Origin of the sequence: Actinosynnema sp. NPDC050436, assembly GCF_040655415.1 — a bacterium.
In the GTDB taxonomy this organism is placed as follows: Bacteria; Actinomycetota; Actinomycetes; order Mycobacteriales; family Pseudonocardiaceae; genus Actinosynnema.
On the sequence record NZ_JBFAJV010000007.1, the window covers coordinates 308,887 to 330,310 of the forward strand.

Here is a 21,424-nt window from a genome sequence, read left to right on the forward strand (position 1 = left end):
GCTCCGGCCGCCCATGGTCGATCACGCGGACGCGCGCCGCAATCGGTTATCGGGCGCGGCTTCCGGAGGGGCGGCCGGCCGCCACGCCGGGTACGGGACCCCGGCGGCGCGGTTGACCACCCAGCCCGCCGCGACCAGCAGCACGACCCCCGCCAGGACGACGGCGAGGTGCGCGGGCGTGCGCAGCACTCCCAGCGCCACGATGAGCGTGGTCGCCCCGGCCGGCGGGTGCGGCAGCCCGGACCACACCATCCCGCCGCAGGTCAGGGTCAGCGCCAGGGCCGCCGCGCCGACCCGGGCCCAGGTCGCGTTCGCCAGGTCGGCCGGCACCTCCCACAGCCCGAACGCGGTCAGCGCCACCGCGCCGGACACCACGCCCACCAGGTGCCCGGACAGCGCGTTGCGCGGGCTGGCCGCCGGGTGCGAGGGCGTGGCGAACAGCAGGTACGCGGTCGGCCCGAGGGACGGGAACACCAGCGGCGCACCGGTCGCCACCGCCAGCCCTCCGAGCACGAACATGGTCAGCAGCACGCTGACCGCCGGGCGCAGGGCCGCCCTCACCGGTCCTCCCAACCACGCCGGGGCGCACGCGCGGCCGGGCGGTCCTCCCGGCTGCGGTACACCAGGTAGGGCCGCACGAGGTAGCGCACTGGCGCGCTGAACGCGTGCACCAGCCGGCTGAACGGCCACAGCGCGAACAACGCCATGCCGAACAGCACGTGCAGCCGGAACACCAGCGGCACGTCCCGCATCAGCGCCGGGTCGGGTTGCAGCAGCAGGATGCCCCGGAACCACGGCGAGATCGTGGCCCGGTAGTCGTAGCCGCCGCCCAGGCCGTTGGTCAGCACGGTCGCCGCCATGCCCAGCAGCAGCGCGCCGACGAGCACCGGGTACATCAGCAGGTCGTCGCGGCCGGTCGCGCGCCGCACGGCGGGCACCCGCCACCGCCGGTACAGCAGCACGCCCAGGCCGAGGACGGTGGCCGCGCCGGTGAGGCTGCCCGCCGTGAGCGACGCGAGGTGGTAGACCTCGTCGGACACCCCGAGCCACCGGGTCAGCGCGGCGGGCACGAGCAGCCCGGCGACGTGCCCGCCGACCACGAACAGCAGTCCGAAGTGGAACAGCGGGCCGCCGACGCGCAGCAGCCGCGACTCGTGCAACTGGGAGCTGCGGGTGGTCCAGCCGAACCGGTCGTGCCGGTAGCGCCACACCGTCCCGCCGACCAGCAGCGCGATCGTCAGGTAGGGCGCGACCACCCACAGCAGCAGGTCGAGGGTCACCGGGGCCTCCCCGAGGCCGGGTAGCCGAGCAGGACCGGCTGCCGCTCGACCTCGACGCCGGGCTCCCGGCCGCCGAAGGGGTGCAGGCCGACCTGCTCGACGCGGTCGTCGCCGGCGACCGGTCGGGCGTCGTCGCGCGCCGGCAGGGTGTCCAGCACCGCCGCCACGACCGGCGCGTACGGGGTGCCCAGCGCCGCCAGGTTGCGGTGCAGCAGCGCCACGGCGGGCCGGAACCCGGCCAGCAGCCGCCGCCCCGGCGTACCGGTGCGCGCCGCGAACTCCAGCAGCACCGGCAGGTAGTCGGGCAGCTCGCCGTCGGCGAGCGCGAAGCCGTGCCGGCGGTACTCCTGCTTGACGGCGGCCAGCGCGCCGCCGCGCCGGCGGGTGTCGCCGTCGGTGTACCAGGTCAGGTGCAGGCACCGGTCGGACCTGGTGTCGAACACCTCGACGTAGTGCCGCGCGGCCTCGACCGGCGGCACCCGCTCCAGGTGGTCGAGCAGCCCGGCGACGCCCGGCGCGGGCACCTCGTCCAGGCAGCGGCGCAGCAGCGGCAGCAGGCCGCGCACCTCGTCGGGGTAGTGCAGGCAGTGCGAGGCCACCTGGTGCAGCACCCGGCGGCGGTTCACGGCCGCCCTCCCGTGGTGGGGAACATCCCGGCGGGCCGCTCGCCCTCGCGCCACACGAACAGGTCGGTGCGGCCGTCCGCGAGCTCCGGGCCGCCGTCCAGGCTGCACGTGGTGGCGATGCCCTCCAGGTCGTGCGCCTGCCCGACGCCGGAGGTCGGGATCACGTACCGGTCGTCGTACTTGGCCACGGCCAGCAGCCGGTAGAGCGCCGAGGTCGACTCGGCGGTCATGCCGACCGCCGCCGGCCCGCGCGGGTCGGGCGGTTCGCCGAGGTTGACCGCGCGCAGGTGCGAGCGCATCGCCGCGAGCCGGCGCAGCGCCAGCCGGACCGGCCCCTGGTCGCCCGCCGTGAACAGGCCGGCCAGGTAGTCCAGCGGGATGCGCAGGGCGTCGATCGCGCCGAACAGGTTGCCCGCGTCCTCGCCGTCGAAGCCGGTCGTCGCCACCGCGTCGACCACCGGCGACAGCGGCGGGACGTACCAGACCATCGGCATGGTCCGGTACTCCGGGTGCAGCGGCAGCGCGATCCGGTGCTCCACGATCAGCGAGTACACCGGGGAGCGCTGCGCGGCCGTGATCCAGTCGTGCGGGATGCCCGCGCGCTCGGCCGCCGCGACGACGCCCGGGTCGCGCGGGTCCAGGAAGACGCCCAGCTGGGCCTGGTAGAGCCGCTGCTCGTCGGGCTCGCTCGCGGCCTCGCCGACGCGGTCGGCGTCGTAGAGCAGGACCCCGATGTAGCGCAGCCGCCCGACGCAGGTCTCCGCGCACACGGTGGGCAGCCCGACTTCCAGCCTCGGGTAGCAGAACGTGCACTTCTCGGCCTTGCCGGTCTTGTGGTTGAAGTAGACCTTCTTGTACGGGCAGCCGGTGACGCACATCCGCCAGCCCCGGCAGCGGTCCTGGTCCACCAGCACGATCCCGTCCTCGGCCCGCTTGTACATCGCGCCGGACGGGCAGGAGGCCACGCAGGACGGGTTGAGGCAGTGCTCGCAGATGCGCGGCAGGTAGAACATGAACGACTGCTCGAACTCGAACTTCACCTCCCGCCCCAGCTTCTCCACCACCGGGTCGGCCGGGGCGTGCTCGGGCGCACCGCCGAGGCTGTCCTCCCAGTTCGGGCCCCAGCGCACGGCGGTCGGCTCGCCGGTCACGGCGGACAGCGGGCGGGCGGTGGGCGTGTCGTCGCCCAGCGGGGCGTCGGTGAGGGTGCGGTAGTCGTAGGTCCACGGCTCGTAGTAGTCGTCCAGCGCGGGCAGGTCGGGGTTGGCGAACAGCGACAGCAGCCGGCGCACCCGGCCGCCCGCCGCGAGCTCCAGCCTGCCCCGGCGCAGCCGCCAGCCGCCCCGCCACCGGTCCTGGTCCTCGTACCGGCGCGGGTAGCCCTGGCCGGGCTTGGTCTCGACGTTGTTGAACCAGGCGTACTCGACGCCGCTGCGGTTGGTCCAGGTCTGCTTGCAGGTGACCGAGCACGTGTGGCACCCGATGCACTTGTCCAGGTTCATGACCATGGCCAGTTGCGCCATGACGCGCATCAGTAGGTCACCTCCTGGCTCCGCCGGCGCAGCACGGTGACCTCGTCGCGCTGGTTGCCGGTGGGGCCGTAGTAGTTGAGGGCGAAGCTGAGCTGCCCGTAGCCGCCGATCAGGTGGGTGGGCTTGATCTGGAGGCGGGTCAGCGAGTTGTGGATGCCGCCGCGCCGGCCGGTGGTCTCGCTCTTGGGCACGTTCACCGTCCGCTCCTGGGCGTGGTAGAGGAACACCGTGCCGGTGGGCATCCGGTGCGACACGATGGCCCGCGCCACCACCACGCCGTTGCGGTTGACCGCCTCGACCCAGTCGTTGTCGGACACGCCGATGGCCGCCGCGTCGGCCGGGCTGATCCAGAACGCCGGCCCGCCCCGCGACAGCGTCTGCATGATCGGGTTGTCCTGGTACTCGGAGTGGATGGACCACTTCGAGTGCGGGGTCAGGTAGCGGACGGTCACCTCCGGGCCGTCGGGCCCCAGCCGGGGTTCGCCGAACAGCCGGTGCAGGTCCAGCGGCGGGCGGTAGACCGGGAGCTGCTCGCCGATCTCGGCCACCCAGTCGTGGTCGAGGTAGAAGTGCTGCCGGCCGGTCAGCGTGTGCCACGGCTTGAGCCGCTCGACGTTGATCGTGAACGGGGAGTACCGCCGGCCGCCGGACTCGTCGCCCGACCACTCCGGGCTGGTCACCACCGGGGCGGGCCGCGAGCGGGTGTCGGCGAAGGTGACCCGGTGCCCCCGGTGGGCCGCGACCATCGGCCGCAGCGGCCGGCCGACCCGCTCCTCCAGCGCGCGGAAGCCCTCGTCGGCGATCCGGCCGTTGGTGGTGCCCGACAGCGCCAGCACCGCGTCGGCGGCCTTGCGGTCGGTGTCCAGCAGGGGCCGCCCGGCCGCCGGGCCGCTCGCGGCGACGCCGTTGGCCGAGGCCAGCCAGGCGACCTCCGGCCCGACCTCGACCGTCCACCCCTTGGTGGTGACGCCCTGCTCGTCCAGCAGCGGCCCGAGCGCGGCGAGCTTCGCGGCCACCGCCGGGTAGTCCCGCTCGACGACGGTGAGCACGGGGAAGGTCCGGCCCGGCACCGGCTCGGTCTCGCCGGAGCGCCAGTCCCGCACCACGCCGCCGGGCTGCGCGGTCTCGCCCGGGGTGTCGTGCTGGAGCGCGGTCGCCACCAGGTCGCGGCGCACGCCCAGGTGGACGCGGGCCAGCTCGGACAGCTTCTCCGCGATGGCGTGGAAGGCGTCGAAGTCGGTGCGGGCCTGCCACGGCGGGTCGACGGCGGCGTTGAACGAGTGGACGAACGGGTGCATGTCCGTGCTGGACAGGTCGTGCTTCTCGTACCAGGTCGCGGCGGGCAGCGTGACGTCCGCGAACAGCGTGGTGCTGGTCATCCGGAAGTCCAGCGCCAGCAACAGGTCCAGCTTCCCCTCCGGTGCCTCGTCGCGCCACCGCACGGACTCCGGGCGCTGGTCGGGCGGCGCCTCGGTGGCGCGCGGCTCGCCGCCCGTGCCCAGCAGGTGCCGCAGGAAGTACTCGTTGCCCTTGGCCGAGGAGCCCAGCAGGTTGGCCCGCCACACGGTCAGCACGCGCGGCCAGTTCTCCGGCGCGTCCGGGTCCTCGCAGGCGAAGCCGACCTCGCCGGAGCGCACCCGCTCCAGCACGTGCGCGACCGGGTCGGCCCCGGCCGCGTCGGCGTCGGCGACCAGGTCCAGCGGGTTGCGGTCGAAGGTGGGGTAGGACGGCATCCAGCCCAGCCGCGCGGACCGGGCCAGGCAGTCCGACGCGGTCTGCCCGGCGAGCCCGCCCGCCGCGCCCGGCCAGGTCAGCGCGTCGGCCGTGAGCCGGTCGTAGCGCCACTGGTCGGTGTGGGTGTACCAGTAGGCGGTGCCGATCATCTGGCGCGGCGGGCGGTGCCAGTCCAGCGCGCCCGCGAGGGTGGCCCAGCCGGTCAGCGGGCGCACCTTCTCCTGGCCGACGTAGTGCGCCCAGCCACCGCCGTTGCGCCCCTGGCAGCCGGTGATCAGCAGCAGGGTCAGGAACGAGCGGTAGACCAGGTCGGAGTGGAACCAGTGGTTGGTGCCGGCACCCATCACGATCATGCAGCGCCCCCGGGAGCGCACGGCGGTGTCGGCGAACTCGCGCGCGATGCGCGCGGTCCGCTCGGCGGGCACGCCGGTCAGCCGCTGCGCCCAGGCCGGCGTGCCGGGGGAGTCCGGGTCGTCGTAGCCGGCGGGCCACTGCCCCGGCAGTCCCTCGCGGTGCACGCCGTACTGCGCCAGCAGCAGGTCGTGCACCGTGGTCACGGTCCGGCCGGCGACCACCCGCGTGGGCACGCCGCGCACGACGGTGCCCGCCCGGCCGTCCGGCTCGTCGAACCGGGGCAGCACCACCTCGACCGGCGTCCCGCCCAGGACGGTCAGCGCCGGCGTGACACCGGCCAGGTCGAGGTTCCACCGGCCGGGCTCGCCGTCCCGGCGGAAGCCCAGCGACCCGTTGGGCACCACGGGCTCGCCGGTCCGCTCGTCGAGCAGCACGGTCTTCCACTCCGCGCCCGGCGCGGTGTCGCCGAGGTCGGCGGCGGTGAGGAACTTGCCCGCGACCAGGCCGTCCGCGCGCTGCTCCAGGGTGACCAGGAACGGCAGGTCGGTGAACTGCCGCACGTAGTCGGTGAAGAACGGGGTGGGGGTGTCCACGAAGAACTCGCGCAGCACGACGTGCCCCATGGCGATGGCCAGCGCGGCGTCCGTGCCGGGGTGCGGTGCCAGCCACTCGTCGGCGAACTTCGTCGCGTCGGAGTAGTCCGGCGAGCACACCACGACCTTCTGCCCCCGGTAGCGGGCCTCGGTCATGAAGTGCGCGTCGGGCGTGCGGGTGACCGGGACGTTGGAGCCCCACAGCACGAGGTAGGCGGCGTCCCACCAGTCCGCCGACTCCGGCACGTCGGTCTGGTCGCCGAAGACCTGCGGCGAGGCGGGCGGCAGGTCGGCGTACCAGTCGTAGAACGACAGCATGGGTGCGCCGATCAGCGCCATGAACCGGGAGCCCACGGCGTGCGACACCATGGACATGGCCGGGATGGGCGAGAAGCCGGCGATCCGGTCCGGGCCGTGGCGCGCGATGGTGTGCACGTGCGCGGCGGCGACCATCTCGACCGCCTCGTCCCAGGTGACCCGGACCAGCCCGCCCCGGCCCCGGGCCCGGTGGTAGACCCGGCGCTTGAGCGGGTCGTCCACGATGGACGCCCACGCGGCCACCGGGTCGTCGTGCGCCCGGCGGGCCTCGCGGTACATCTCGACCAGGACGCCGCGCGCGTAGGGGTAGCGCACCCGCAGCGGCGAGTAGGTGTACCAGGAGAACGAGGCGCCGCGCGGGCACCCGCGCGGCTCGTACTCCGGGCGGTCGGGCCCGGTCGACGGGTAGTCGACGTCCTGGGTCTCCCAGGTGATGATGCCGTCCTTGACGAAGACGTTCCACCGGCACGAGCCGGTGCAGTTCACGCCGTGCGTCGAGGGGACGACCTTGTCGTGGCTCCACCGGTCCCGGTAGAAGCCATCGGCCTCCCGCCCGCCCCGGTGGAAGGCCGCGCGGAGGTCGTCCGACACCTCGGCCTCGGTCAGGAACCGCCCGGCGGACAGCAGCAGGTCGGCCGCCCGACCCTGGCCGGTGATGATTTTTGCCGCGCGTTGGAATGCCGCGCACATGGGTTACGTCCTTCCCCCGACGTGACGTGCTATTGGCGCGAGTCGACGTCATATAACTCTCGGTGATGGGATCATCACAGGAGTTTGTGATGTAGATCACACCAATTTCGACGAAATTGTCCGGCGATTACCGAGTGCACTATTCCGCGCGGGCAGTTCGTCGGAATTGACCGCCTCGATTCACCCGATCCGGCGAAGAGGGTGCGATGATCGACCCCTAGAATTGACCCACGGCGCGAGACCGGGAGAAAGGTCTGCACATGAGCGCCGAAGCACGCCTGCACATCCGCGCCGCTGTCTGGGGCCGGGCCGACAACAGGATCGCCGTGCTGCTGCTGGAGGGTCGCGGCGGCACGCCCCTGGACCCCGCGCGGCTCACCGCGACCGGGTTGGCGCTGATCACCGACCTCGGGCGGATCGCCCTGCCGACCGCACGCGCGTGGCAGGTCCGGGCGGAGCCCGCGTCGATCACCGTGCGGTGGTCGCACCGGGTGCCGCTGGTCGACCACGCCCCCGTGGAGCTGCCCGGGGTGTGGCGGTGGGCGGCCCGACGCCGGGGCGCGGTCCTGGTGCTGCTCGGAAAGGACCTCGGGGTGGCCGAACCGGAACCGGCCCGCCGCGCGCTGCTCGCGCGGGCCGCCGCCGCGGGTTCCCTGGCCGGGGGAGCGGTGCCGTTCGCCGAGGCCCGCTGAACCCGCGCCGACCGCACCCGTGATTCGCCCGGAACGGCCGGGGCACCTCCCGCCCGACCATTCCGGACGTCCGGAACAATGCGGACACCGGGTGCTTTCCGCGTGCATTCCGGAGTTCAAACACCGGAAATCAACCGTTGCCGGCACCCGTCGTGCGGGTGCCCGGCGGATTGTGCGTGCGATATGCGCCGACTGGTCCGATTCGGCCCGTTCATCCTTCGTCGGGATCGGTTCGGGATGCGATGAAATCACCCACCGCGCGGGCGAAGCCGGACGGTTCGTCGTCGTGCACCCAATGGCCCGCCGCCGGGAATTCCACCAGGCGCGTGCCCGGCCGCCGTTCGACCATCTCCCGCGCCAACCAGCCGGGCAGCAGCGGGCTCCGGCCGCCGCGCAGCACCAGCGCCGGGCAGCTCGACCCGAGCCAGTCCGGCCACCAGTCGCCGACGCAGCCCTCCTGCACCGCCATCATGTCGTCCCAGTCGAACAGCAGCCGCCACCCGGCCGCGTCCTCGACCGCGCTCGCCATGAAGTAGCCGCTGTCGGGCACGTGCCGTGCGAGTGCGCGGGCCAGCCCGTCGCGCGTCGGCGCGGACGACGGCCACCCCCGGACGTCGAGCACCGGGTCCGCGACCTCCGGCCGGCGCACCACCGGCCCGATGTCCTCCACGACCAGCGCGGACACCAGGTCCGGCCGGCGGGCCGCCAGCCGCTGCGCGGTGAGCCCGCCCGACGAGTGCCCCAGCACCACCACCGGGCCCAGCCCGAGGTGGTCGAGCAGGTCGGCGGCGTCCTGCGCGAACTCGTCGCGGCCGTAGCCCGCCGCGCGCCCGCTGCGCCCGTGCCCGCGCTGGTCCGGCGCGAGGACGCGGGCCCGGCCCGCCAGGTCGGCGGCGAGCCGGGCGAACACCGCGCCCCGGCCGAACGTCCCGTGCAGGGCGAGCACGGGGGTCCCCGGCCCGCCGAAGTCGGTGCACGCCAACGACGGCCGGTCCTCGCGGGTGAACGTGATCTCCACCGGTGCGAGGGTAGGCCCGCCGAGGTCGGTCGGCGGACCCGCCCGTCACCACCCGGTCAGACCGGGCACTAGACCTCCCAGGGCCAGCAGCGACAACGCGACCGCGACCGCGTAGTGCTCCAGCGGCGTCAGGTCGCGCTCGCCGGTCTCCCCGGTGTGGCCCGCGAACAGGCCGAGGTGGCCGCGCAGCACCGTGACGCCGTTGACCGCGACCGCCACCACCACCGCCGCCACCACGAACGGCGCGGGGTGGTCCAGCAGCCGGTGCACGTCGGCGAACCCCGGCAGCAGCGGGAACCCCGCCAGCACCAGCCCGAAACCGAGGTGGGCCACGGCCAGCCGGGGCGTGCGGGCCAGGTCGCCCGAGGGCGCGCCCAGCGACAGGGCACCCCGCCGGGCGGCCAGCGCCGCCACCGTCATCGCCAGCCCGGTCGCCGCGACGACGCCGGCGGGCCGCGCGCCGCCGACCAGCACCACGCCGTTCACGCTCACGAGCAAGAACGCGAGCGACCGCAGCACGTCGGCCTGCACCACCGCGAACACCGCGCCGAGCAGCGCCGCCGCCCCGCCCACCACGGCGGCGGCCGGCACCTGCGGCACGACCAGCCCGACCGGCAGCAGGAACGCCGCCACCACGCCCATCGGCGCGCGGGCCACGAAACGCGGGAACCAGCTGTGCACGGGCACCGCCGCCGCGCGGACCGCCACGCCCAGCAGCACCAGCACCTCGCCGACCGGCGGGGGGACCAGCAGCCCGGAGGCCACCAGCAGGACGCTGGGCACGTGGTAGACCGCGAACAACCGGCCGTCCCGCGCCGCCGTCCACGCCACGGCTGCGGTCGCCGCCCACAGCACCGCGTGCACCGCCGGCGTGTCCGCGATCGTGAACCCGCAGGCGAGTCCGACCAGGACCAGGGCGCGCGCCTGCGTCCGGGGCGGGTGCGCGGCAACCGGGCTCAACGCCGCGATCACCACCCCGGCCAGGCTGAACGCCGTGCACACCAAGCCGTCCGGGAACGCGGCCGAGGACAGCAGGAACACCGCTGTCGCGCCGATCGCGGACCTGCGCCGCGCGCTGCGCGGGTCGGCCTCCCGGCCGACCAGCACGGCCACGACCACCCACCCGATGGCGACCGCCGTCGACACGATCACCGGGCCACCGCCGCCCGCGCCGGGCCGTCGTCGGCCGCCGCCAGCCGGCGCACCAGGCCGTCGTCGGCCGCCGCGCACCGCCGCACCAGCCGGGCCGCGCCCGCCGCCCGCGCCACCAGGACCGCGTCGAGGTACCCGCGCTCCAGCGCGAACCGGTAGAGCCACAGCCGGACGGGCCGGGGCACCAGCCGCTGCCAGGACCCGCCGCCGTGCCCGACCGGCTCGCCGAGCGCCTGTTCCAGGTGGTGGTGGTCGTGCAGCAGGCTGGGGGAGCGCAGGATCTGCGCGCTGCGCAGCGCCGCGTGCCCGAGCAGGTGCACGAGCGCGAGCAGCTCCCAGCCGAGCCCGACCTCCACGAGCACCAGGCCGACCTGCGTGGTGGAGGCGTAGGCGAGCGAGGTCTTGACGTCGGTCTGCGCGCGGCCGACGAGCGTGGCGTGCACGGCGGTGAGCCCGCCGACGACCACGACCAGGACCGGCACCGCCGGGGCCTGCGACCACTCCGGGGCGGTGCGCAGCAGCAGGTACGGCCCCAGGCTGACCGAGATCGCGCCGTAGCAGATCGCGCTGGACGGCGTCGGCCCCTCCATCGCGCGCGGCAGCCACCCGCCGAACGGGAACTGCGCCGCCTTGCCCATGGCACCCCACAGCAGCAGCAGGCCGACCGCGAGCGGCGGCCCGCCGTGGTGCGCGACCACCGCCGCGCCGACCAGCCCCACGTCGCACAGCCGGTAGGTGGCGAACGCGCGCAGCCCGTGCACGACCGGCCCGCGCCGCCGGTGGAAGAACGCGATCAGCAGCGCGGACGCGAGCCCGGTCAGCTCCCAGCCGACCACCAGCAGGTCCAGCGTGCCCGCCAGCACCACCAGTTGCACGCCCGCCACGAACAGCGCCAGCAGCAGGTGGAACCGCCGGAAGCCGGGGTCGCGGTGCAGGTACCGCCGGGAGAACGCGCCGATCAGCGCGCCCAGCAGCCCGGCGAGCACCCCCACCGGCACCGACAGCCCGTCCGCCGCGAGCACCAGCGGGAACCCGTCGAACCACGTGCCCAGCGGCACCCGCAGCGGGCCGCCCGTCGCCACGGCGGCCAGCAGCCCGGCGGACACCGCCGCCGACAGCACGGCCACCGCCGACACCGCCCGCTCACCCAGCGGCAGGTCCACCCACGACACCAGCCCCAGCAGCAGGAACGCGCCGAACGGCACCGCGACCGCCGCGATCAGCACGCCGGTCACGGGACCGGCACCGGCACGTCGGCTTCCGCCAGCACGTGCGCGCACCCGAGGTGGTCGCGGGAGCCCGCGTACACCTCGACCGACCGGGCCACCACCGGGAACGCGGTGCGCTCCCGCACGTGCGGCTGGAAGGCCCCGTCCTGGAACACGAAGACCTCGTCCCGCTCCGGCACCCACGCGGCGAACCGGATCCAGCCGCCGGACACCAGCCGCTCCAGCACCGGGTTCGCCGCCACGATCGCGGACAGCCGCTGCGGGGTCGCCTCCACCACCAGCAGCAGGCGCACCGGTTCGTGGATCTCCACCATCTGCCACGGCAGGCCGGTGCGCAGGTCGGACGCGTGCCCGTCCATCACGCCGATCAGGCCGGTGATGTTGTGCGGCAGCTTGGTGCCGCAGCCGTACCCGGCCGGGTCCACGAAGCTGAAGTAGTACTCCAGGTTGATGCCCGCGCACACCGGCCCGACCGCCGCGAGCAGCGACGCCAGCAGCGCGCCGTCGGTGTCGGCGGCGGGCTCGTAGGAGGCCAGGAACGCCCGCCGGTCCAGGAACAGGCCCCGGGTCAGCGCGCGCCGGCCGACCACGCACACCGCGTTGGTGGCGTGCCCGTACTCCGGCCGGGGCTGGCCGAGGTCGACCGCGTGCGCCTCGGCGTGCGCCAAGGCATCCTCCGGTGCCAGGTCGGGCGGCGCGGACTCGAACCGGCGGCACCGCTCGTGCGCGGCCAGCACGCACGCCTCGGCGAGGGCGTCCTTGGCCGCCTGCAACGGTTCCACGAGCCCAGCGGGCACCAGGTCCTCGTCGTAGTAGGTCATCGTGTCGTCGCACGTGTTGTGGTAGCCGCCGACGAACCACGTGCCCTCGGGGATGAGGGTGCCGCGCTCCGCCAGTCCACTCCGGACCGTCGGGTCGTTGGCCATCGCCGCGAACGCCCGCGCGTTCGGGCCGCCCCGCCCGCCGCCGGTCGCGCCGCAGTCGTGCGCCGACTCGTGCGGGTTGTTCAGGCTGGACGACCCGTGCCCGACGACCAGCACGACGGGCGCGAGCCCGAGGCCCAACCCGGTGGTGCGCAGCACCGCCGACACGATGTCGGTCATCTCGGCGGGGGAGAACTCCATCACCAGGCGGGTCGGCACGGCCGGCGCGGGCCGGTGCGACCAGCGGTGCGCGGCGCGCGGGAACAGGCAGCGCCCGACCAGCGACGCCAACCCGGCCACGCCGAGCGCCACGCTGGCCAGCGAGCCCCGGACCAGCGTCCGGCTGCCGACCGCCACCGACCGGGTCCACCGCGCCCGCAGCCGGCGGGGCGCGCGGCCGGAGTCGATCGGCTGCTCGACCACGGTGTGCCGGGGCGTGACGACCACCGGGCACAGCGGGCGCGGGCGCACGTCGTCCAGGCCCCGGTAGTTCATGGCCACGCCGAAGAACCCGGCGAACCCGAAGGTCTCCGCCGCCGGGCAGCACTCCTCCAGGTGGCGGCGCACCGACTCCTCGCGCTCGTCCAGGCAGAACACCGCCTGGAACGCGGGTGTCCCGGCGGGCACGGCCAGCCGCTGGTGGGCGGTCAGCCCGTCCAGCACGCCGACCCGGTGCCGCCGCTCGTAGGCCAGGTGCAGCAGCCGGCGGCGCTCCACCTCGTCGCAGCCGTCCACCACGCCCAGCCACGTCGAGGCCCGGTCGTGGTCGGCCAGCGGCACGTCCATCAGCCGGGCCAGCGCGAACGCCTCGTACACCAGTTCCAGCCCCGGGAGCGGCGCGACGTCGTCGGCCGGCGGCGCGGTGGCCCGGACGTGCCGGGCGGCGAACAGGTCGAGGGTGAGCTGCACGGCCAGGTAGTCGACCAGCCGCGCCGGCCGCGCCGCGACCGGCGCGCGGTCCGGCCTGGACTCGAACTGGCGCACCATGCCCGCCCAGCCCCGCAGCGACAGCAGGGTGGCGGTCACCACCGCGCCACGGTCCTCTTCGGACACTTCCAGCTCGTCCATCGCCCAGGCCACCGTCTGGTCCGCCGGCCGGTCGCCGTGCTCGCGCAAGCACGCCGCCAGACCGCGCAGGAACGGCTCCGGCGGGCCGCCCGCCCGGCCGTAGAGCGCGCGGAACGCGGCCAGCAGCCCCCGGTCGCGCTCCGGCATCGGCCAGGCGGCGACGCCCTGGTCGAGGAACGCGGCGGTGAACCGGATCAGCAGCGGGTGCACCAGGTGGTCCGGGTCGACGCCGGTCGCGGCGAGCACCCGGTCGCGCGGGCGCGGGCGGTCCGGCGGGTCGGCCGGCCCGGGTGCCGCCGCCCGCAGCACGTCCCAGCGCGGGTCCACCGCGTCCACGGCGTCGGTCTCGGCGAGCAGCCAGTGCAGCGCGGGACCGCGCGGCACCTCGACCCGGTGGCGCAGCCGGACCTCGTGGAACCGGCGCAGCGTCGGCCCGCCGGGCACCACCGGCACCCCGTCGTCCACGACCTCGGCCGCCACCACGGCGTCCAGGTCGTCGGGCGTGATCCGGCCGGAGGCCAGGAACTCGTGGAACGCCGCCTCGCCGAGGTACGGCTCGGTGCCGAACACCTCGGCCGCGCGGGTCACCGCGTCGGTGAACGGCAGGTGCTCGAAGGCGTGCAGGGTGTTGTGGTGCACGAACGCCTGCAACGGGCCCTGCTCGGGCAGCAGGCCGGCGGCGTGCGCGACCAGGTCGTCGATGGTCATCGGGTCCGCCTGCGCGTCGCGTGCGGGTCGTCCGACGCCGCCGTCAGCTCGTCCAGGCCCTCGACGGTGAGCGTCGCGCCGGGCAGCTCCCGGGCCAGCTCGTCCAGCCGGGCCAGGAACGTGTGGTCGACCAGCGCGACGCCGCGCACGTCCACGACCACCTCGGTGATCCCGGGCCCGGCCCGGCTGATCAGCTTGCGGACCGGCAGCAGCGCGGGGAAGACCGCCGCGTCGCGCAACCGGATCCGCAGCACCGACCCGACGGTGGTGGCCTGCGGCCGGGGCGCGAACGCGGCCGGCCGGACCCCGCGCGCCAGGTGCAGCACGAGCTTGAGCGCCAGGCCCGACGCCACGCCGACGAGCAGGTCGGTGGCCAGCGTGACGACCAGCGTGGTGAGGAACAGGGCGAGCTGGTCCCAACCGATCGCGGCGACGTGCCGGACCTGTCCGGGCGAGGCGAGCCGGAACCCGGTGTAGACCAGCATGGCGGCCAGCGCGGCGAGCGGGATGGTCTGCACCACGCCGGGGATCAGCGCCACGAACAGCAGCAGGATCGCGCCGTGGCAGACGTTGGACCACCGGCTCCGCGCGCCCGCGTCGAGGTTGGCCTTGCTGCGCACGATCTCGGCGATCATCGGCAGGCCGCCGACCAGGGCCGAGGCGAGGTTGCCGGTGCCGACCGCGAGCAGGTCGCGGTTGACGTTCGAGGTGCGCTGCGCCGGGTCCATCGCGTCGACCGCGAGCACGGTCAGCGTCGACTCGATGGTGCCGATCAGCGAGAACATCACGATGTACTGGATGGACGTGCCGCTGAACACCTGGGAGAAGTCGGGGAAGGTGATCGCGTCGAGCAGCGAGCCGGGCAGCCGCACCAGGTACTCGGGGCCGAGGTGGTGGTCCGCGCCGAGGAACGTGTAGTCGTGCGGCCGGTCCAGGTGCAGCCACAGGCCCAGCGGGATCGCCACGGCCAGCACCAGCAGCGGTGCCGGGACGAGCCTGCTCCAGCGGGCGCGCACCAGCGGCAGCCCGAACAGCAGCAGCAGCGACAGCGCGCCGACCAGCAGGATGACCGGGTTGGCGTGCAGCAGGCTGTGCGGGATCTCGGCGAGCAGCCCGAACGGCGACTCGGCGGTCGGCTTCACCCCCAGCGCCACGTGCGCCTGCTTGGCGATGATGATCACGCCGATGGCGGCCAGCATCCCGTGCACCACCGACGGGGACATGGCGATGCCGACGCCGGCGGCGCGGACCAGGCCGAACACGACCTGCACCAGCGCGGCGACCACGCCGACCGCCAGCGCCCGGCGGTAGCCCGCGACCAGGTCGCCCTGGCCGAGGTCGTGCACGCTGCCGACGGCGATCACGATCAGGCCGGCGGCGGGGCCCTTGATGGTCAGCGGCGCGCCGCCGAGGAACCCGCCCAGGATGCCGCCGATGATGGCCGTGAGGACGCCCGCGATCGGCGGGAACCCGCTGGCCACCGCGATGCCCAGGCACAGCGGGAGCGCGATGAGGGCGACCAGGAAACCGGACTTCAGGTCGGATTTCGGTGGGCGCCGGGTCGCCGGGGCGGGCGGTCGACCGGTCTGCCTGATTCCACGGGATTGGCCGGGCATCGGATTTGTCCTTTTTTGGGCGCGACTGGGACACCGCGGTCGCTGTTACGACGGCGGTGCGGCTGGGGATTTCAGCGCCCGTTCGGGGGGCCGCGCGCGACGCGGGTGTCGACGCGGGCGGCGGTCGGCGCCACGGGGACGGCGACCGCCTCGCGGAGGTGGTTCCGCTGGAGTGCGACGACGGGTGCGCCCGGGGTGGCCTCGTCCGCGAGGCCCAGGTCGGGGTGGGTGTGCGCGAGTGCGGGCACCCCGACGTACAGGTGCTGCCCGGTGGTGTCCCGCGCCTGGGCGGGTGCCGCGTGGTCGACGCCGACCACCAGGAAGGTCCCGATGAGCGCCGCGACGAACAGGGCGAGAGCGCGCACGAAAACCTCCTCTGGAGATGTCGGTGATTTCGCGGAGCGGTCGCCGGAGAATCGCGGACCGCAATCCGGGCAAGCCGTTCGATCATCGGGGACGCGCGGAACGGCCGTCAAGGGCCTGAAGTCGTCAATTAACAGAGGCGTGCCGGGATTACTGCGAGAGGACTAGTCCGGAACGCGCGTCTATTGTTCCGGTATCGGGTGCGCCCGGCGGATTACCTGCGCTGTTTCGTTCGCGGTAGTGGTCGATCACCCGCATGGCGGAATCCGTCCGGTAACCGGGCTTGGGCATTCGGTCTGGACCGGAGCAGTTCCGCACCGGTCGGAAAACGCATTCCCGGACGTCCACCAGCGCCGAACGGTCGGAACGGCGGCTATTCGGCGCCAGTCGAGACGCGCGGCGGGTGTCCGGTGCGGGAACCGCGTCCGGAACCGGACGGGCCGGCTACTTCTTCGGGCGGATCGCGACAGGGGTGTGGACCGGTGCCGACACCGGGCCCGCGCCGACCGTGCCGGTGATCGTCCCGTCGGCCGACTTCGGACCGGCCGGCAGGCGGAACACGAACACCACCGACTCGCCGCCCGCCAGTTCGCGGTCGGCCGCGCAGGTCACCGAACCCCGGCCGGCCGGGCAGCCCACCCGGGCTGCGCGCCGTCTAGGCCGACCACCGGCCGCGCCGCAGGGTGTTGCCCGGTCCCACCACCTGGACGCCGTCCGGGAGGTCGAGCGCCGGCACCGGCGTCGTGCCGGTGTTGCGGACGGTCACCGGCAGGTCGGTCGGCGGTCCTCCGGTGCCCAGCGCGAACCCGGCGGGCGGGGACGGCACCAGCTCCGGTGCGGTCGTCGCGCCGGTCGTGGTCGGCACCCCGCCGCCGGGGGCGGTGGCCGTGCCGGTGCCCGGGGTCGGCGCGGTGCCGGGAACGGTCGTCGTGCCCGGGACCGGTGCGCCCACCGCCGTGGACAGCGGGGTCGTCGAAGCGCCCGTCGTCACCTCGGCCGGCGCGGTCGGCCGGCTCGCCTGGGCGGTCGGCACGGCCGCCCCCGACTGGCCCTCGATCTCGGTCTGCCACAGCACTGTCTGCCGCCGCTCGGGCAGGCCGGCGAACGCCCGCGACGCCAGGAACCGCTCCAGCGTGGCCACCGCCGGGTCCTGGAACGGCACGGAGGTGGCCTGCTCGACGCCGGACACGGCGGTCACGTCGTCGGCCAGCCGCAGCGGCTTGTCCCGCCGGGTGCGGTCGTAGGCGGTGTGCCGCAGGGCGGTGAACAGGTAGACGCGGAACGCGGTGTCCGGCCCACGGCCGTCGCGCAGCACGTCGAGCACCTTGGCGAACGCGTCGGAGACCAGGTCGTCGGCCTCGGCGGCGGACCGGGACAGCGCGCGGGCGAGGTTGCGCGCGGCCTCCACGTGCCGTTCGTAGAGCCGGCCGATCACCGGACGTCTCCCCCCCGGGCACGATAGGTGAGCAGTTGTCGTCCGGGACGATATCGACCCCTATGCGAGTGCGTGCGCGCTGATCGCCGGAACCTGGGCCTCGTGCGGGGGACCGGCCGTCGACCGGGGGCCTCGGAGGGGGCCGTCCGCTGGTTGACGCGAGCGTCGCTCGCCCCGGCGGGGCCTCGGGAACGCTCTCCGGGACGCTGGTGACGTGCGGTTTCCCGGGATGGGCGACGAACCGCGGCACTCTGCCGTTTTTTCGTCTATGGGTGTAGACTAACCGAAATTTTTCGCCGCTACTCAAGGAGTGTCCATGGGCGAGGCGCCCCGCGTTCCGGTCCGGCAGCTGGGTCCCGGCGGCCCGCAGGTGCCGCTGTTCGGCCTCGGCTCCTGGAACACCTGGGACCGGATGGACTTCGACGACGCCGTGGCGCTCCTGCGGCACGCCGTGGACGCCGGCGTGTCCCTGTTCGACGTCGCGCACTACAACATGGGCCCGCACGCCGAGCAGGCCCGCACGGACATCATCTTCGGCGAGGCCGTGCGCGCCGCCGGGATCGCCCGCGACGACTACCACCTGTGCGGCAAGCTGTGGCTGTGGGAGTACCCCACCGCCGGCTTCGCCGAGCAGATGAAGACCTCGCTGGAGCGCATCGGCGTGGAGAAGGCGGACAGCGTCGTGGTCGGCGACTACATGTCCCCGCCCGACATCCCGTCGATCGTCACCGACGTCGAGGAGCAGATCCAGGCCGGGAAGTTCGACACCTGGGGCGTCAACAACTGGGTCGCCTCCGACCTGGAGGCCGCGCTCGCGTTCGCCGAGAAGGAGGGCCTGACGCCGCCGTCCTTCGCCCAGCTCAAGTACAGCATCGCCCGGCGGACCATGGCCGAGGGCCCGTACTACGCCGAGCACTTCACCTCCGGCCGGCTCGTGCTCCAGGCGTCCGACGTGTTCGAGGGCGGCATCCTCGCCGGCCGCAAGTTCCCGGAGCGCAAGATCGGCGCGGACCCCGGCGGCATCCGCGACGCCATCCGCGAGGCGGCCGACCGCGTCGCGGAGGTGGCGCAGCGCTACGACGCGACCGCCGCCCAGGTCGCCATCGCCTTCTGCCTCACCAACCCGGCCGTCGCCAACGTGCTGTTCGGCGTGAGCAGGCTCGCCCAGTTCGAGGACAACCTCGGCGCGCTGCGCCTGGCCACCGACCACGGCGCGCAGCTGCGCGCCGAGCTGGATCCGCTGTGGACCGACCGCGAGGTCAACGCCGACGGGTCGTGGTGACCACCTGACGGACAAGGAGGACCGGCTCATGCCCCTCGACCCGGCCGCCGCCCGGCTGCTCGCGGCCACCCCCGGGCCGCCGGCGGACGCGGCCCCGCCGACCCCGGCGCAGCTGCGCGCCCTGTTCGCGTCGGGCCTCGCGGTCCCCGACGACCTGCCGGAGGTGGGGTCGGTCACCGACCTGGCCGTACCCGGGCCGGCCGGCGAGCTGCGGGTGCGCCTGTACCTGCCCGGCGTCGAGGGGCCGGTGCCGCTGTTCGTGTGGATGCACGGCGGCGGCTGGACGGTGGGCGGCATCGAGGAGAACGAGCTGGTCAACCGCCGGGTGTGCCGCGACGCGCGCGTCGCGGTCGCCTCGGTGGAGTACCGGCTGGCGCCCGAGGATCCCTACCCGGCCGCGCCGGACGACTGCTACGCCGCGCTGACCTGGTTGGCGGGCAACGCCCACCGGTACGGCGTGGACGCCTCCCGCATCGCGGTGGGCGGCGAGAGCGCGGGTGGCAACCTGGCGACCGTGCTGTGCCTGTGCAGCCGGGACCGGGGCGGCCCCCGGATCGCCGCGCAGGTGCTGGTCTGCCCGGTCACCGCGCACCCCGCCGACAAGGGGCTGCCCTCCTACGCGGACTGCGCCGACGGCTTCGGCATGAGCGCCGACGCGATGCGGTTCTTCTTCCACCAGTACCCGTCCTCGCCCCGGGACCTGGACGACCCGTACCTGCTGCCGTCCCGCTCGAAGGACCTCACGGGCCTGCCGCCCGCACTCGTGCTGACCGCCGAGTACGACGTGCTGCGGTCGGAGGGGGAGCAGTACGCGGACCGGTTGGCGCGCGCGGGCGTGCCGACGACGTACAAGCAGTACGACGGGCAGATCCACGGCTTCTACGGCCTGTACACCGACCTGCCCGCGTCCCCGGTCGCGCACGCCGACGTGGTGGAGTTCCTGACCCGCGTCCTCTGACCCGACGAGGGCGGGCCGGCCCCCGACCCGGCCCGCCCTCGTCGTTCCACCGCCCCGCGCCGTCGGCACCCGGCGTACCCGGTCAGGCTGCGGTCAGGCGGGCGAAGAACGTGTCCAGGTGCTGCCGCTGGAGCTTGCGGGTCGAGAAGCGCGGGCCCACCAGGCTCATCACGTTGGCACCGGCCGTCACGAGCACGATCTCGTCCACGAGCTGGTCGTCCGGCGTCGCGGTGCGGATGTCGCCGTCCGCCCGGCCGCGCCGCACGTGCTCGTGCAGGAAACCGCGCCACACCTTGAGGTGCTCCTGGTAGCGGGCGTGCAAGTGCTTGTTGGACAACGACATCTCCCAGAACGCCATCAGCACCCGGCCCGCCGTGACGCGCTTGGCGTCCAGCGGCATCGAGCCGTAGCACATGGCGCGCAACGCCTCCACGCCCGAGCTGTCGGTGAGCGAGCCGGAGATGTGCTTGTTCATCATGGACAGCGCGCGGTCGAAGGTGGCCTCCACCAAGGCGTCCTTGGTGGCGAAGTACCGCTTCAGCGCGCCGTTGGCGAACCCGGCCGCCGTGGCGATCTCCCGCATGGTGGCGGCTTCCAGCCCGCCCCGGACGATCAGGCCCCAGGTCACGTCCACGATGTGCTCGCGGCGTTCGTCGTGGTCGATGACCTTGGGCATCCTGCTCCTCCGGGTACGGCGTTTTGGTCTACGCGCGTAGTATATCCGGCGGTGATCGCACTTCCCGGTCAGTGAAACGCTTTTGTGCGAACCGATCGGCGGTGCTCCGGGAGTCCCGCGCCGCCCGGCGTTCGCGGCGGGGACCCCGGCGGGGTCACGTCATGGCCAGCGACTGGGCCATGGCCCGGAACGCGGGCACCTGGTCGGGGTACCGCGCCGGGTCGAAGTCGCCGGAGATCAGGATGTACCCGTCGTAGGAGAACAGGATCACCGCGTACGTCGTGTACCGCCCGAACCCGATCAGCTCGAACCCGCTGTGCCCGGCGATGGACACCTCCGCGACCGACGCGGCGACGGGTTCGGTCGGCAGCCTGCCGAACCTCTCCTCGGCGACCGCGCGGCGCTCCTCCAGGGGGATGGTGGCCATCCCGATCGCCGGCGCGGCGACCACCTTGGGCACGCCCATCACGTCCGTGCCGTCGAGGCTGAGCCAGATCGCGTCCGTCCTGGGCAGCCGCTGGAAGCCCGGTGCCGGGGTCAGCTCCATGCGCAGCCCGCGCGCCCCGGTCCAGCGGGTGTCGCGCAACGCGATCAGCAGGTCGTTGGTGGACAGCGGGTCGCCCGGTGCCAGGCTGCCGACCACCTCCACCAAGTGGCCGTCGGCGACGAACCGCACGGCGGCGTGGCCCCACCTGCCGTCGGCCCTCGCCTGCTCGCCGGTCACCGCGACCGCCGGGTGGCCGGCCACCTCGACGCGGCGCGGGGTGTCGACGACGAGGCCCTGCGCGGCCTGCGGTCCGGTGTAGGAGGCGGTGATCTCGTCCAGCAGGACCCCCACCGCCTTGCCCTCCGGCACCGAGGAGGTCGTGACGACGACCGAGCTGCGGCTGCCGGCCCGGGACAGGCCCGGCCGGGACAGGCCGGGCAGGTCCTCGTCGACCTCCATGCCGTCGGGCACGCGCAGGGCCACCTCGGTGCCCGGGATGTCCGCGAAGCCGTCGACCGTCCCGTCCGCCACCGGGGGAGCGGTCGTGGTGGTCGGCGCGGCCGTGGTCGTGGAGGTGGTCGCGGCCGGTGTGGTGGTGGTGCCGCACGCGGCCGTCAGGAGTGCCGCGAGCAGGGCGGCGGGAAGTCTTGTGCGCGACGACATGCGGTGTCCCCCAAGTGGTGATCGTCC

18 protein-coding genes are annotated in these 21,424 nt (G+C 74.3%); 3 read left to right on the forward strand and 15 right to left on the reverse strand.

The features are described from left to right. Nucleotides 1–21: 21 nt before the first annotated feature. The 5 genes from AB0I60_RS19835 to AB0I60_RS19855 are packed head-to-tail and all read right to left on the reverse strand — an operon-like array spanning nucleotide 22 to nucleotide 7,127. Entirely contained in the window at nucleotides 22–561 is a 540-nt protein-coding gene (locus AB0I60_RS19835) for an HPP family protein (protein WP_360731757.1), read from the reverse strand. Then, the gene (gene narI, locus AB0I60_RS19840; RefSeq protein ID WP_360731758.1) at nucleotides 558–1,280 is read right to left on the reverse strand and encodes a respiratory nitrate reductase subunit gamma; all 723 of its coding nucleotides are present in this window, start codon (nucleotides 1,278–1,280) and stop codon (nucleotides 558–560) included. The genes AB0I60_RS19835 and narI overlap by 4 nt, the downstream gene beginning before the upstream one ends. Continuing rightward, nucleotides 1,277–1,906, reverse strand: a complete 630-nt coding sequence (gene narJ / locus AB0I60_RS19845; RefSeq protein WP_360731760.1) for a nitrate reductase molybdenum cofactor assembly chaperone — start codon at nucleotides 1,904–1,906, stop codon at nucleotides 1,277–1,279. The genes narI and narJ overlap by 4 nt, the downstream gene beginning before the upstream one ends. Beyond that, on the reverse strand, nucleotides 1,903–3,438 hold the full coding sequence (gene narH, locus AB0I60_RS19850; protein WP_360731761.1) for a nitrate reductase subunit beta: 1,536 nt from the start codon (nucleotides 3,436–3,438) through the stop codon (nucleotides 1,903–1,905). The genes narJ and narH overlap by 4 nt, the downstream gene beginning before the upstream one ends. Next, complete coding sequence (locus tag AB0I60_RS19855; RefSeq protein ID WP_360731762.1) at nucleotides 3,438–7,127, reverse strand: nitrate reductase subunit alpha; 3,690 nt, start codon at nucleotides 7,125–7,127, stop codon at nucleotides 3,438–3,440. Before AB0I60_RS19855 ends, narH begins: the two co-directional genes overlap by 1 nt. A gap of 260 nt (nucleotides 7,128–7,387) precedes the next feature. Between AB0I60_RS19855 and AB0I60_RS19860 the strand changes: the two genes are divergently transcribed. Next, entirely contained in the window at nucleotides 7,388–7,819 is a 432-nt protein-coding gene (locus tag AB0I60_RS19860; protein ID WP_360731763.1) for a hypothetical protein, read from the forward strand. Nucleotides 7,820–8,030: 211 nt separating this feature from the next. On the opposite strand, the gene AB0I60_RS19865 is transcribed toward AB0I60_RS19860, so the two are convergent. The 8 genes from AB0I60_RS19865 to AB0I60_RS19900 all read right to left on the reverse strand — a co-directional run bounded on the left by AB0I60_RS19865 (nucleotide 8,031) and on the right by AB0I60_RS19900 (nucleotide 17,331). After that, entirely contained in the window at nucleotides 8,031–8,837 is an 807-nt protein-coding gene (locus tag AB0I60_RS19865; protein ID WP_360731765.1) for an alpha/beta hydrolase, read from the reverse strand. A gap of 45 nt (nucleotides 8,838–8,882) precedes the next feature. Further along, on the reverse strand, nucleotides 8,883–9,989 hold the full coding sequence (locus AB0I60_RS19870; RefSeq protein WP_360731766.1) for a hypothetical protein: 1,107 nt from the start codon (nucleotides 9,987–9,989) through the stop codon (nucleotides 8,883–8,885). Continuing rightward, nucleotides 9,986–11,224, reverse strand: coding sequence for a proton-conducting transporter membrane subunit (locus AB0I60_RS19875; RefSeq protein ID WP_360731768.1), 1,239 nt, complete (start codon nucleotides 11,222–11,224; stop codon nucleotides 9,986–9,988). The genes AB0I60_RS19870 and AB0I60_RS19875 overlap by 4 nt, the downstream gene beginning before the upstream one ends. Next, the gene (locus AB0I60_RS19880; protein WP_360731769.1) at nucleotides 11,221–13,917 is read right to left on the reverse strand and encodes a DUF2309 domain-containing protein; all 2,697 of its coding nucleotides are present in this window, start codon (nucleotides 13,915–13,917) and stop codon (nucleotides 11,221–11,223) included. The genes AB0I60_RS19875 and AB0I60_RS19880 overlap by 4 nt, the downstream gene beginning before the upstream one ends. Continuing rightward, complete coding sequence (locus AB0I60_RS19885) at nucleotides 13,914–15,533, reverse strand: SulP family inorganic anion transporter (protein WP_360731771.1); 1,620 nt, start codon at nucleotides 15,531–15,533, stop codon at nucleotides 13,914–13,916. The genes AB0I60_RS19880 and AB0I60_RS19885 overlap by 4 nt, the downstream gene beginning before the upstream one ends. A gap of 71 nt (nucleotides 15,534–15,604) precedes the next feature. Continuing rightward, a complete protein-coding gene (locus AB0I60_RS19890; protein ID WP_360731773.1) occupies nucleotides 15,605–15,898 on the reverse strand; it encodes a hypothetical protein in 294 nt (97 codons plus the stop codon). A gap of 442 nt (nucleotides 15,899–16,340) precedes the next feature. Beyond that, nucleotides 16,341–16,535: a hypothetical protein gene (locus AB0I60_RS19895; RefSeq protein ID WP_360731774.1), complete on the reverse strand. Its 195-nt coding sequence runs from the start codon at nucleotides 16,533–16,535 to the stop codon at nucleotides 16,341–16,343. Between the two features lie 16 nt (nucleotides 16,536–16,551). Beyond that, nucleotides 16,552–17,331: a sigma factor gene (locus AB0I60_RS19900; RefSeq protein WP_360731776.1), complete on the reverse strand. Its 780-nt coding sequence runs from the start codon at nucleotides 17,329–17,331 to the stop codon at nucleotides 16,552–16,554. A gap of 316 nt (nucleotides 17,332–17,647) precedes the next feature. Between AB0I60_RS19900 and AB0I60_RS19905 the strand changes: the two genes are divergently transcribed. Together AB0I60_RS19905 and AB0I60_RS19910 are read left to right on the forward strand one after the other, a co-directional pair. Further along, nucleotides 17,648–18,613, forward strand: coding sequence for an aldo/keto reductase (locus tag AB0I60_RS19905; RefSeq protein ID WP_360731778.1), 966 nt, complete (start codon nucleotides 17,648–17,650; stop codon nucleotides 18,611–18,613). 28 nt (nucleotides 18,614–18,641) lie between these two features. Continuing rightward, on the forward strand, nucleotides 18,642–19,571 hold the full coding sequence (locus AB0I60_RS19910; RefSeq protein WP_360731780.1) for an alpha/beta hydrolase: 930 nt from the start codon (nucleotides 18,642–18,644) through the stop codon (nucleotides 19,569–19,571). Between the two features lie 82 nt (nucleotides 19,572–19,653). Here AB0I60_RS19910 and AB0I60_RS19915 read toward each other — a convergent pair whose 3' ends face one another. Further along, complete coding sequence (locus tag AB0I60_RS19915) at nucleotides 19,654–20,247, reverse strand: TetR/AcrR family transcriptional regulator (protein WP_360731782.1); 594 nt, start codon at nucleotides 20,245–20,247, stop codon at nucleotides 19,654–19,656. Nucleotides 20,248–20,401: 154 nt separating this feature from the next. Continuing rightward, a complete protein-coding gene (locus AB0I60_RS19920; protein WP_360731783.1) occupies nucleotides 20,402–21,397 on the reverse strand; it encodes a hypothetical protein in 996 nt (331 codons plus the stop codon). Between the last annotated feature and the right edge of the window lie 27 nt (nucleotides 21,398–21,424).

Bases quoted from the DNA above. Each gene is read 5' to 3' on its own strand.
- narH (WP_360731761.1), bottom strand. From the start codon at position 3,438: ATGCGCGTCATGGCGCAACTGGCCATGGTCATGAACCTGGACAAGTGC.
- AB0I60_RS19855 (WP_360731762.1), bottom strand. From the start codon at position 7,127: ATGTGCGCGGCATTCCAACGCGCGGCAAAAATCATCACCGGCCAGGGT.
- AB0I60_RS19860 (WP_360731763.1), top strand. From the start codon at position 7,388: ATGAGCGCCGAAGCACGCCTGCACATCCGCGCCGCTGTCTGGGGCCGG.
- AB0I60_RS19880 (WP_360731769.1), bottom strand. From the start codon at position 13,917: ATGACCATCGACGACCTGGTCGCGCACGCCGCCGGCCTGCTGCCCGAG.
- AB0I60_RS19885 (WP_360731771.1), bottom strand. From the start codon at position 15,533: ATGCCCGGCCAATCCCGTGGAATCAGGCAGACCGGTCGACCGCCCGCC.
- AB0I60_RS19905 (WP_360731778.1), top strand. From the start codon at position 17,648: ATGGGCGAGGCGCCCCGCGTTCCGGTCCGGCAGCTGGGTCCCGGCGGC.
- AB0I60_RS19910 (WP_360731780.1), top strand. From the start codon at position 18,642: ATGCCCCTCGACCCGGCCGCCGCCCGGCTGCTCGCGGCCACCCCCGGG.
- AB0I60_RS19915 (WP_360731782.1), bottom strand. From the start codon at position 20,247: ATGCCCAAGGTCATCGACCACGACGAACGCCGCGAGCACATCGTGGAC.
- AB0I60_RS19920 (WP_360731783.1), bottom strand. From the start codon at position 21,397: ATGTCGTCGCGCACAAGACTTCCCGCCGCCCTGCTCGCGGCACTCCTG.